This is a genomic window from Alteromonas sp. ABV4_150 (assembly GCF_056311745.1).
In genome coordinates this window covers 719,322-731,808 of the sequence record NZ_CM149971.1, presented here as the reverse complement: position 1 = coordinate 731,808, position 12,487 = coordinate 719,322, and the positions used below count along the sequence as shown (strand labels likewise).

Annotated in this window: 8 protein-coding genes; 6 read left to right on the top strand and 2 right to left on the bottom strand. The window is 44.6% G+C overall.

What is annotated here, in order from left to right:
* Nucleotides 1–7 precede the first annotated feature (7 nt).
* From ACYX4M_RS03155 to ACYX4M_RS03145, 3 genes are all read left to right on the top strand, one after another.
* Nucleotides 8–436, top strand: coding sequence for an organic hydroperoxide resistance protein (locus ACYX4M_RS03155; protein ID WP_476081862.1), 429 nt, complete (start codon nt 8–10; stop codon nt 434–436).
* A 145-nt stretch (nt 437–581) separates the two neighbouring features.
* Complete coding sequence (locus tag ACYX4M_RS03150; RefSeq protein ID WP_476081861.1) at nt 582–2,543, top strand: M1 family metallopeptidase; 1,962 nt, start codon at nt 582–584, stop codon at nt 2,541–2,543.
* 230 nt (nt 2,544–2,773) lie between these two features.
* Nucleotides 2,774–3,310: a peroxiredoxin family protein gene (locus tag ACYX4M_RS03145; protein ID WP_476081860.1), complete on the top strand. Its 537-nt coding sequence runs from the start codon at nt 2,774–2,776 to the stop codon at nt 3,308–3,310.
* A 119-nt stretch (nt 3,311–3,429) separates the two neighbouring features.
* On the opposite strand, the gene ACYX4M_RS03140 is transcribed toward ACYX4M_RS03145, so the two are convergent.
* Nucleotides 3,430–4,032 (bottom strand): YigZ family protein, encoded by a 603-nt coding sequence (locus ACYX4M_RS03140; RefSeq protein WP_476081859.1) that lies wholly within the window; start codon nt 4,030–4,032, stop codon nt 3,430–3,432.
* Nucleotides 4,033–4,137: 105 nt separating this feature from the next.
* A complete protein-coding gene (locus ACYX4M_RS03135; protein WP_476081858.1) occupies nt 4,138–5,436 on the bottom strand; it encodes a methyl-accepting chemotaxis protein in 1,299 nt (432 codons plus the stop codon).
* Nucleotides 5,437–5,644: 208 nt separating this feature from the next.
* Here ACYX4M_RS03135 and ACYX4M_RS03130 point away from each other — a divergent pair, with 208 nt between their 5' ends.
* The 3 genes from ACYX4M_RS03130 to ACYX4M_RS03120 all read left to right on the top strand — a co-directional run bounded on the left by ACYX4M_RS03130 (nt 5,645) and on the right by ACYX4M_RS03120 (nt 12,434).
* Nucleotides 5,645–6,937: a TMEM143 family protein gene (locus tag ACYX4M_RS03130; RefSeq protein ID WP_476081857.1), complete on the top strand. Its 1,293-nt coding sequence runs from the start codon at nt 5,645–5,647 to the stop codon at nt 6,935–6,937.
* Between the two features lie 261 nt (nt 6,938–7,198).
* Nucleotides 7,199–8,692, top strand: coding sequence for an exonuclease subunit SbcD (gene sbcD, locus ACYX4M_RS03125; RefSeq protein WP_476081856.1), 1,494 nt, complete (start codon nt 7,199–7,201; stop codon nt 8,690–8,692).
* A gap of 4 nt (nt 8,693–8,696) precedes the next feature.
* Entirely contained in the window at nt 8,697–12,434 is a 3,738-nt protein-coding gene (locus tag ACYX4M_RS03120) for an AAA family ATPase (protein ID WP_476081855.1), read from the top strand.
* Nucleotides 12,435–12,487 lie beyond the last annotated feature (53 nt).

Sequence of the window (12,487 nt, the reverse complement as noted above, 5' to 3'; positions counted from 1 at the left end):
AGCAACTATGCATAAACTTCAACAAGTCGTTTATACCGGAACAGCAACAGCAACCGGCGGTCGAGAAGGTACAGCAAAATCAAGCGATGGTAATTTAGACCTTAAATTGTCTACGCCTAAAACGCTGGGTGGCTCTGGTGGTGAAGGTACTAACCCTGAGCAGATGTTCGCGGCAGGCTATTCGGCGTGCTTTATTGGTGCGTTAAAACATGTGGCTGCATCGCAAAAAATAAAGCTGGCTGAAGACATTAGCGTAACGGGTGACGTATCGATTGGCCCCATTGAACAAGGCTTTGCTATTGCGGTTAAACTGACGGTAGATTTAGCTGATATGGACAAAGCACAAGCGCAAAGCTTAGTCGATACCGCCCATCAAGTATGCCCATATTCAAACGCGACCCGCGGCAACATTGAAGTAGAAATTAGCCTAGCTTAATTTTTCTACCACGTGTTTAGGCGTTAACGCCAATAAACACAGATAGAAACGCACGCCGCAGCGGGCGTGCTTATCCAATTAGATTCGCCAGTCATATAACAGCTTGATACACTAAATTAGTATTAATCATCCTTTAGGAAGTTATATGAAAAAGTACGGATTACTGGCTACATTCGTATGCGCGCCTGCGTTATTCGCGTGCAGTGACAATAGCAATGTAGACACAGCAACGACAGCAAAAGAGCAATCCGCTAATGTAAGCGAAGATTCAAACGCTACAGATGAAAATGCTCAAGTAGAAAATGCCCATGTAGAAAGTCGGGCTGATGCAGCCATTGCCTCTGGCGTAGATTACCATTCTTTCGCGAACCCAAGTGAAGTTAAGGTTACCCATTTAAGTCTAAATTTAACTGCTGACTTTGAGACCAAGCAGCTAGTTGGTGACGTTACTCTTGATGTAAAGCGCATAAAGCCTGAAAACAACACATTAGTACTAGATACCCGCGCTCTAGATATTAAGAGTGTAACCGTTGAGGGTGAAAGTGTTCCCTTTGAAATGGGGGAGGCGGACGCTGATTTAGGTACGCCTCTTACAATTACGCTGCCTAGCGCGGCAGACTCAGTGACGGTAGCGTATTCAACCTCGCCAGACGCGTCTGGCGTACAATGGCTAACGCCAGCACAAACTGCCGGTAAAAAGCACCCTTTCTTGTTTACCCAAGCGCAAGCGGTTCACGCGCGAAGCTTCATTCCGCTTCAAGATTCTCCGCAAGTACGGGTTACTTATGACGCAACCATTAAAACACCTGAAGCACTATTGGCGGTGATGAGTGCGTCGAACGACCCTACTACTGCGCGGGATGGAGAATATGAGTTCACCATGCCGCAACCTATTCCTTCGTATCTTATTGCTTTAGCAATCGGTGATTTGAAGTTTAAGGCCATGGGGGAGCGTACGGGTGTGTATGCAGAGCCCGCACTTCTTGAAAGCGCCGCAAAAGAATTTGAAGATACCGAAGCCATGTTAGAGGTAACAGAAGAAACTTATGGACCTTACCAATGGGACCGTTACGATCTGCTAATTCTACCACAGTCATTCCCGTTTGGCGGTATGGAGAACCCTCGTTTATCGTTTATCACCCCAACGGTCATTGCTGGTGATAAAAGCTTGGTTTCATTGATTGCTCATGAACTGGCGCACAGCTGGTCTGGTAACACAGTAACAAACGCAACATGGCGTGATCTGTGGTTAAACGAGGGCTTCACAACATACTTAACTTACCGAATTATGGAAATGATCTACGGTCACGATCGTTTCAAAAAAGAAGCGGTGCTCGGTTATCAAGACCTAGAGAATGATGTGGCTGCATTAGAGGAAGACGACGAGATCCTGGCTATCGACCTTCGTGGTCGTAATCCGGACGATGTTTTCTCAAATATTCCCTATGAAAAAGGGGCGCTCTTCTTGCGTGAAATAGAACAGAAGATTGGTCGCGAAAACTTTGATGCATTTTTAATGCAATACTTCAAAGACTTTGCTTTTAAGAGCATTACTACCGACACGTTTATTGCTTATTTAGATGATACCTTGTTAAAGCAGTATCCAGATAAGCTAGACGCGAAGCGCATCCAAACGTGGATTTTTGAACCAGGCATTCCCGAGGGAGCGCCACAGCCAGAATCTGATGCGTTCACTAAAATCGATGACACACGAAGCGCTTGGCTTTCTGGCGAAGTGAAAGCGGCGGATATTGAAACCGCGCAGTGGACTGTTCACGAGTGGCTATATTTTCTAAACAACATGCCTGAAACGTTAAGCGAAGCTCAGCTTGCTGAGCTAGATTCAGCGTTTTCACTCACCTCGACTAAAAACAACGAAATTGCTCATAGTTGGTTGATGATCGCAGTAGAGAATAACTATCAGCCTGCCTATGATCGTTTGTATAGCTACTTGGTGTCGATAGGGCGCAATAAGCTTGTTAAGCCCCTTTATCGCGAGCTTTCAAAAACGCCGGAAGGCAAAGCCTTTGCAAAGCGCGCATTTGAAGAAGCCAAGTCGGGCTATCACCCACTAACTGTGAAAGCGAATGAAGGCTATGTGAATTGATCATCAGTCTTTCTGTTAAGTGAGTAACAGGTAAAGCAGCGCATTAGGCGCTGCTTTTTTATTTTTACCAAGCGCATAATTTTTACGAAAACTTGAACGATTGTTCAAAAAGGCGATCTTAAAGTTAGGACAAGCGTATCAACATTTACCTAGTGTAATTAAAGTGCAGCTGAGCAGCTTATTTGCTAGCCGCACGCTGAAGGATTTGAATTAATCGTTAAGGAGTTTTTATGTATACACAAAAGATGCACCCAGCTACTACTTTTCCTGAAGTAAAAGCGACGTTATCAACTGGCGAGACAATATCGCTGGCTGACAAGGGCGAAGGATGTGACTGGAAGATGGTAGTTGTTTTTCGTGGCAAGCACTGCCCGATTTGTACCAAATACTTAAACAAACTTGAAGATTTCACAGGTCGACTACGTGAGCTCAATATTGATGTTGTCGCGGTAAGCGGCGATAGTAAAGAGCAGCTTGAAGAACATTTAAACGACTTGTCTATCAACTTCCCGATTGCTTACGGGTTGTCGCAAAGCGACATGGAAAAACTAGGTCTATATATTTCTGAGCCCCGTTCAGAAAAAGAGACGGATCATAATTTTGCAGAACCAGCCCTGTTTGTGCTTAACGGAGATAATGAAATTCATATTGCTGAAATTGCTAACGCACCTTTCGTTCGTCCAGACTTAGAGCAACTCGTATCTGGCCTAGAATTTATTCGCAATCCAGAGAATAACTATCCTATTCGAGGCACATTTAAAGAATAAGTTTTGAACCTATGCTTTTAAAGGAAAGCTCTAGTTGTAACTAGAGCTTTCGTGAACATTACACGTGAGGTGCTAAGAGCTGATCGTAAATTCATCAGCACTGTCCTATATTAATTTAATTATTTATTCTCTACCGTTAGTGATAAAGCGATAGGAGCCATCTGCTTTTTAAAGTCTTCTAGTGCCTTAAAGGGAAGGTTTATTTTTATCTTTACGCTGCTTCTGTAATCGCAATTGGCTATCTCCCCTTGGGCTTGTTCCACCAAATGACGTACGAACTGCTCGTGTTTGAAATCAATGTCTACACTAAGCGGTTCTAGCTTTACCTCTTGTCTTACTTCAAGAGCATCAATGGCTTGCTGAGCTGCAGCTGAGTAGGCACGAACCAAACCTCCTGCTCCTAATTTAACGCCACCAAAATATCGGGTAACAATGATCATTATATCGCCAATATCTTTGTGTTGAAGCACATTTAATATGGGTTTTCCCGCTGTACCGCTAGGCTCACCGTCATCAGCCATGGCCGCACTAGTGGGAGAATTAGGGTTACCAAAGATATAGGCCCAGCAGTGGTGTCTCGCGTCGGGGTACTGTTGTTTAACACTATCTAAAAGCGCCATTGCACTTTCACGAGAATTTGCAAAGCCGGCACAAGCAATGAATTTGCTTTTTTTTATTTCGTACAGGGTTTCAACCTGTTTGGCGGGAACGGGATAAGTCATCGGCACATTGTAAGCTAAGACAATAGCAAGGTACAACGAACTCGGCTTCTTAAAAAAAGGGAGCTGCCAATAATCGACAGCACCATTTGGTTTGTGTGATTGTTCTTAACGCAATATACCCGAAACCGTTTCAGATACATTCAATGCGCCTTTTTGAATTTCATCAATTATGCTTTGAACTTGTGCAATTTGCTGACTGTTTTGGTCTACGCTATCTTTTACGCCTGACATTTTCTTCGTCGACTTGTCAGCAAGCTTTCTGTTCTCTGCCACTACACTTTCAATTTCCACAGTCGAATCGCTGGTACGTTGCGCTAGCTGCCTCACTTCATCGGCTACAACGGCAAATCCTCTACCTTGATCGCCAGCTCGTGCTGCTTCAATAGCGGCATTTAGTGCTAACAGGTTGGTTTGCTCAGCAATACCACTAATGGTTGTCACAATAGTTTCAATCTTAAGTGACTGTTCACTGAGTTCATGCATTAGCTGGTTGGTTTCTTCAACTTCAGAAAGAGCAGCGTCGAAAGTTTCTACGCTACGCTGCAAAGAAGAGGCGCCATCTGCAGCAATTTGTGAAGTCTCTTCAGCGGTTGACACTGCTAATTCAGCTGCTTGAGCAATGGCATCTTTCTCATTCACTGCGTCGGTTATATTGGATGCAAATTTAATCACTTTCACTACTCGACCAGATGCGTCGAAAACGGGATTGTATGTTGCTTCTAACCACAGTGCATTACCGTTTGAATCTACGCGCTCAAACTGACCCGAAGAGAAATTACCCCGAGCAAGGTTATCCCAAAAATTGGGGTTCTCTTGATAGAACTTATCGCGGCAGAACATGCGGTGGTGTTTACCTTGAATGTCAGTCAAACTGTATTTGACTGTGGCCGTGAAGTTGTCATTCGCTGTGATAATAGTGCCGTCTGGCTCGAATTCGATAACCGCCATCGATTTGTTTAACGCATCAGTGACTGCTTTACCTTCAAAATACGCCGTTTCGTGTTCAGTAATATCGTGATAGATGGCGTGTATTTCCACGCTACCGTTTCTATTAACAGTAACATAACTTGCCTTAAGCCATTTGGTTTCACCTAGCGCTGATTTTCTTGCAACCGTTCCGCTGAAACTGCCACCATTGACGAGCTGTTGCCAAAACGTTTTGTATTGGGGTTCAGCTTCAACCCCTTCAACTCGCATCGTGGCATGAGAAAACGATGCTACTGTGGAGTTTGGATAATTCAAAATGGAAAGTAATGCTGAAGAGGCATAGGTGCACTGTCCACCAGTATTGTAGATGGCATAAGCCGTATTATTTTTAAACGCATCCAGCGTACCAAGCAAACCTTGACTCTCGTCCCTAAGAGCCGATATGTCATTATTGTATCGAGAGCTTGATACAAACATAATGTCTCCTTAAGTTACATGCATATTTTTGAACGTGCGCAGTATAGATGCTCTTTGTTGAAGAAATATTTCGTTTAAACATTTAGCGGATTTCACGAGCCAGGTATTATCCATTGGGCTTAATTCCGCCAAGAATGGTTGTATTTTTATTACAGTGCAGTAACTATCCGCAGTGAACAAGAATTAATAAAACTGATAAGACCACCTGATGCCATTAGAACGATTTATTCCCTTTCGTAAGCATGATGTCGCTACTTTATGTGAGGGGTTACTTTCTTACGATTCCGAAGGTTTGCGGACTCTCTCTACGCTGTTATTCAGCCGTATACACTACCTGTACCACGAACAACTAGAAGCGCTGAAAAATACCTATAGCCATTTCGATCCAAATAAGGACACTCGTGAATTGCAGCCTTCGGATGAGAGGGTACGTAAGCAGAGCCAAAGAGCCTTTGCCAAGGGTTTTGCTAGCCTCTTAAACGCGGCTAATTTTGAAAAAGTCACAAACGAAGATTTAGAAGCAGCGCTAAACGAAGAATCGCTGTTTAAAGTGCGCCTTGCGGTAAGCTTCAATGACTTTGATGATGTGGTGTTTTATCGACGGGGCGAGTCGGTAAAAACGGAAACCGTGCGTACGTTTTTCGGGTTACGAAAAAAGCAGGTGTCGTTTACCAATTACGACAAAGTAGCCGTTTATATTACTTTTAAAGATGAGGCTTACTTCAAAAGTAAGGGCCAAACACCGGTAACCTTTAAACCTGGCTCAACCATAGTAAAGCTTTTTCAAAATGTACCTAAAGCAGACTTGGAAATGCTGTTTCCAAACAGTGAAGTCAAAATGCGTCCGCTAGATAAGTTGATTATTAGTGCGTCGGCTGCAATAGGTGGCACCGTGGTACTAGTGACTAAGTTAGGTGCGTCCTTACTTCTCATGGCGTCTTTTCTGGCCTTTTGGCTGGGCTTTAAAGACGACGAAGTGGAACTGACCAAGCAAAGCCTAATAACTTTTGGTATCGGCATGGGCGTATTTGGTAGTTTTATCTTTAAAGAATGGACGAAGTTTAAAAACCGAAAAATTCGGTTTATGAAAGCCTTGTCTGACAATTTGTACTTTAAAAATTTAGACAATAATGCAGGCGTATTTCATACGTTAATTGACGCGGCAGAGGAAGAAGACTGCAAAGAGGCTTTGTTAGCCTATACGTTCTTGCTTAAATGTTGTGAAGTGTCTGTAGAAGGTGATGCTGCATTCTACACTCAGCGCACAGAGCGGGAAATTGCCGCGGGCGGGATGACACTAGCAACCCTAGATAGTGTAATAGAAAATTACTTTTCAGAAGAGCTTGATTGTGCGCTCGATTTCGACGTTACTGACGCTATTACTAAGCTGGTGGACATGGAACTAGTCGAACAACACGGCGATATTTTTGTGGCGCGTGCGCTAAACGATGCTGTTAAGATACTTGATGACTACTGGGATAATATTTATCAGCCTGTTTGATTGTTTCTTGTACCGTCTAGTAGATTGTCCAAGCTAGGTTTTACCGTATGGTATCCTTTGCGAGGCCTTTGATTTTAAATAATCGAGGCTAAGGAGAAAAATAAGACCGGCAACGTAAGTTCCAAACCATTGTCATAAAACCACAAAATCTCTATAGTTGCTGAACGGTGCGTTGATCAACATCGACACTCCATAACAGCAGCGCCATTTCGCCGAATGCGTTTCTCTATCTCCAATGCAACAAGCCTGGTTCACTTCTACATGAAAATATTGCATACGTCTGACTGGCACTTAGGTCAGAGTTTTTTTACGAAAAGTCGCAAAAACGAACATGCCGCTTTTCTTAAATGGCTTCTTCAACAAGTAGAAGCGCATCAAATAGATGCGATTATTGTCGCGGGTGATGTGTTTGACACGGGCACGCCGCCTAGCTACGCCAGAGAGCTCTACCATGCGTTTATCGGTGAATTGCAAGTCATGCAGTGCACATTGGTGGTGCTGGGGGGAAATCACGATTCAGTGTCGGTATTGAACGAAAGTAAGGCGCTACTGAAATACTTAAATAGCCACGTAATAGCCAGTACGTATGGCGATTTAAGTGAACAAGTCATTACGCTTAACGATCGCAAGGGGCAGCCCAGTGCCGTACTGTGTGCCGTACCCTTTATTCGCCCACGTGATGTGCTTGTCAGTGAAGCAGGGCAAAGCGCCACTGACAAACGTCAAGCACTAGGCGATGCGATAAAGCAGCATTACGGAAAGCTTTACAATGAGGCCTTGTCACTGCGCGCTTCAATTGAAGAAAAACAAGGAGAGGAGGGCAGTAAAAATAGCGCTGCTATTCCTATTATTGCTACAGGGCACTTAACCGCTTTAGGCGTGAGTCAGTCAGAAAGTGTGCGTGATATTTACATAGGTACCCTTGAAGGCTTTGACGCCAAAGGGTTTCCGCCCGCCGATTACATTGCACTTGGGCATATTCACAGGCCACAGAAAGTCGCTAAAACAGAACACATTCGCTATTCAGGCTCACCCATACCGCTAAGTTTTGATGAACTAAACACACAAAAGCAAGTGGTGTTGATAACGTTTGAATCTGAAAGCACAACGCCTACTATCTCAACGCTTCCGATACCGCGCTTCCAGGCCATGGAAGTAATAAAAGGCGATTTACAAGCGATTGAGGCGGCCATTAATAAAAGCGAAGCCATCGCGTTAGCTTCTCAAGCAGATGAAGCCCTTAGCGAAGTGGATAAAGCCCTTAGCGAGGTTAATAAACCCCTTAGCGCAACGGATAACGCCATTAGCTCTAAAGACCCAGTGTGGTTATGCATTGAAGTTGAAACAGAAGACTACCTGACTGATCTACAGCAGCGTATTCAGGGCTTGTTAGAAGGGAAAAACGCTGAGATTTTACAGTTGAAACGCAAGCGTAAGCGCACAGTAAATAGCTTAACGCAAAGGCAAAACGTCCAGCTTAGCGAACTATCAGTAAACGATGTATTTGAAGCGCGTTTGGCATTGGAGAGCATAGAAGATAATCCAACAAGTGAGTCGGCACAAGAAACTCTGCTAGATGACGACCAAAGCACCCGAGCAATGCAAGAAGCCGGTTCAGAGAAAAGTGCTCCACGCATAAACCGGATAAGGCAGCTGTTCAATGAAGCAGTAGAGCAAGTGCACACCAATTATGAAGATGCTGAAGTACCAGTAGAGACCTCATTGGCAAACACAACAGAAAATAAAGGCGAGTAATACAATGAGAATATTGACCTTACGCCTTAAAAATCTAAACGCCTTAAAAGGGGAATGGAAGATAGATTTCACCCAGTCGCCGTTTATCGACAATGGCCTGTTTGCCATAACTGGCCCAACCGGGGCAGGTAAAACCACGCTACTTGATGCCATTTGTTTAGCGCTTTATCACCAAACCCCTCGCTTGGGGCCAATTTCAACGTCTAACAACGACATCATGACCCGCGGCACGGCGGAGTGTTTGGCGGAGGTTGAGTTTGATATTAAGGGGAAAGCATACCGTGCGTTTTGGAGTATGCGTCGGGCCAGAGGGAAAGTTGACGGTAACCTTCAAAGTGCCGATGTTGAGCTGGCTGAAGTAGAAAGCGGTAAGGTATTGGCTACTCAAGTGCGGCCAAAAAGTGAAGAGATTGAAAAGCTGACCGGCCTTAATTTTGCCCGCTTCACCAAGTCTATGATGCTGTCGCAAGGAGATTTTGCTGCGTTTTTAAATGCTAACGAGGCCGACCGAGCCGAGCTGCTTGAAGAATTAACCGGCACCGAAATTTACGGGCAGATATCACAGGCGGTACATCAGCAATTTAGTGACGCTAAACAAAAGAAAAAAGAGTTTGCGATAAAGCTGGAAGGCGTAACCTTACTTAGCGACGAGCAAATCACCCAGCTTGAAGAAGAGCAAGCACACACCAAGAGCCAAGTCGCAACGTCTAACCAAACACTTGTTCAGTTACAAAAGCAACAGCAGTGGCAACAAGCGTTTAACGCCAATGAGCTAACTATAAAAGAGGCCAGTGAAGCGCAGCAGAGCGCGAATAATGCCATCAATGAGGCGAAGCATCAGCTTGAACTTCTAACCCAAAGTGAGCCAGCTGAAAAGCTTCGCCTGCCATTTTTGCAAAGAAACGGGCTTCAGCAGGACGTGACCCGTTATAAAGAAAGGCTTGAAGAGAAAGCAGCCCAGTTGCCAGACTTAAAAACGCAAAAGGCACAGCTCAGTTTGGAAGTGACCAACGCTGAACAAGCGTTAGTTCTTACAAAGCAACAAAGCAGTGAGCTTGAAAAGCGCATAAATGAGCAGGTAGTTCCGCTAGATAACCAAATAGCGCAGCTTTCTACTGAACAGCAAAAAGCAAATGAAAACGAGGCACGTTTAAGGCAGTCAATAAACGCGTTAACGCTAAAGCGCACAGAAATCGAAAACGCTTCGGCAGATAACAAGACCAAGCTTGTTGAACTGGAAACCTACTTACATGAACATCACTCACTTAGCGGCATAGCGGAATTTATAAGTGGCTGGAGCGAAACGGCGCGTCATATTGAACATGATAAAAAGCAGTTAGAAACACTGACACAAAGCGTAAATAATCATCGTCAGGCGCTTTCATCTCTAGATGACGCTATCGCAAAAACAAATGAGTCGTTAAGCGCGTTAACGCAGACCTTCGATGACAAAAACGCGCAAGTAGCCAAGTGCGAAAAGGCACTTCAGGCCGCGCTATCTGACAAACCAAGTGATACTAATAGTGCTAATGCAACCAGCAAAGCAAGCCTTCAGCAAGAGCGCGATACCAAGCTCCATCATTGGGATAACGTGTTACAGATAGGGCATATTCAACAGCAATATTTGGCACTAGAGCAAGACAGAGTATCGCTGAGTGCGCAGAGGGAAGACTTAGCGAAGCAACTAGCACAGCAGCAATCTGACCGCCAAGCCTTGGTTGATGCTTACAAGCAAACTCGTAGTAATTTAAAAGATATAGAAGCGCTTATCGCCCTGGATGCTGAAGTGGCGCACCTGCGCGCACAGTTAAAAAGTGGCGAGCCATGCCCTGTTTGTGGGGCTAACGAACACACCACGTCTAGCGTGGCGATTGATGTACCTGAAACTATCCAAAAGCGAGATAGCTTAAAGCAGCAGTTAGATGATATTGAGCAGCGAGGTGCGCAGGCAAAAGAAAGTGTTACAAACACTGAATTCACTCTTGCTCAGGTTAATAAGCAGCTTGAACAAGCAAGCGGGCAACGAGATACGCTGCTAGAAAAGTGGCAGCAGATTTCAAGCGTACTTAGCGCTGATATATCGAGCTTTGAAAAGGTCGACATTAATACATCACAAAGCGTCGCTCAATTTACCCAGCAGTTTAAAACTCGTCTCGATGATATTAGTGCCCAATTAACCCGTTTAGAAGAGTGCGAGCAAGCTCTAAATGCTGCTTTGCAGGCTAAAAATGAAGCGCAACAGTTGCTACAAGCCAAGCAGTCAGAACTTGCAGTTTCTCTGCAGCAGCGCGAAACCTTGGAAAAGCAATTCATCGAACGCAATGTAGAGCTAGAGAGCAAAACACAAGGGGTTAATAATAGTACTTTAGCGCTCAGCGAAACTATGACGGCGCACGGTGCTGACATTCACAACCTGTCTATTGATGGAATTACCACGTGGTTAAATGAAAAAGCCGAAGCGCTTAAAACCTATAAACACAACCATCAGCTACACGCCAAACTTAAAGATGAGTTGCAAGAGGTAAACAGCACCTTGCTTGTGGTCAGTCGTGATATCGAAAGCGCTGAGAATCAGCTAAAGGATTTATCTGAAGAGCTTGTGCAGCTAGATAATAGTTTAAAGGCGCTGCGAGACTCGCGCACAACCGTATTCCCTGAAGGCAATATTGCTGAAACAAGGAATAAGGCAAACGCCGCCCAAGAAATGGCTGAGCGAAATGTAAATGAATGCAAATCTCGCCTACAACAAACGGATACTATTTTGTCTCGTTTAGAAGCTGAAATTGCCCAGCTTGATGAACAAATGCGCGAAAAAGAGCAGGCACTTTCAGAGGCAACAGAGCACTTTAACCGCCAGTTGGCGAGCAGCCCATTTGCCGACGAGCACGCATTCAGCAATGCACTTTTAGACGAAGAGACCCGCAACGCCTTGCTTGAACTGCAAAAGCGATTAACTCAGCAAAAGCAACAAGCGGACTTAAAGCTAGAAAACGCGCTAGCTACCGAACAATCGCTAAAAGCCCATGCTAACGCATTACAGTGGCAGAGCGAGTTAGAAGAGCACGGTGCACAGTGGCTCGATACGAAAATTACACAGCAAGCTCAGCAGCGTGACACGCTGTTATCGTCTTTAGGGCAAATTGAACAGCAGCTAAGCGCTAACAATCAAGCCCGCGAAAGGCAGCAGCAGCTTGTGGATGAGATGGCCGCGTTTGAGGCCTATTACGACGATATTACTTACCTGCACTCGTTAATTGGTTCGGCCAGCGGCGACAAATTCAGACGTTTTGCTCAAGGGCTTACTTTAGACAATTTAGTGCAGCTTGCTAATCAGCAGCTTGATAAATTACACGGTCGCTATCAGCTAATTCGAAAAGAAAACGAAGGGTTGGGTTTAAGTGTATTAGACACCTGGCAAGGTGATGTAGTGCGAGATACCAAAACCCTGTCTGGCGGAGAAAGTTTCTTAGTAAGCCTAGCGCTGGCATTAGCTTTATCTGACTTAGTCAGTCACAAGACCAGTATCGATTCACTGTTTTTAGATGAAGGCTTTGGCACTCTAGATGCAGAAACTCTAGATGTGGCCCTTGATGCACTAGACAACTTAAATGCCAGCGGAAAAATGATTGGTGTGATAAGCCATATTGAAGCCATGAAAGAGCGTATTCCTACTCAGCTTAAAGTGATTAAACGCAACGGTGTGGGGTTAAGTGCACTAGAAAAACCTTATGCGGTGGGATGAACTCACCGCTTAGGAATTAGTAGCTAAAACGTTTGCTTACAAGTATGTGCTTG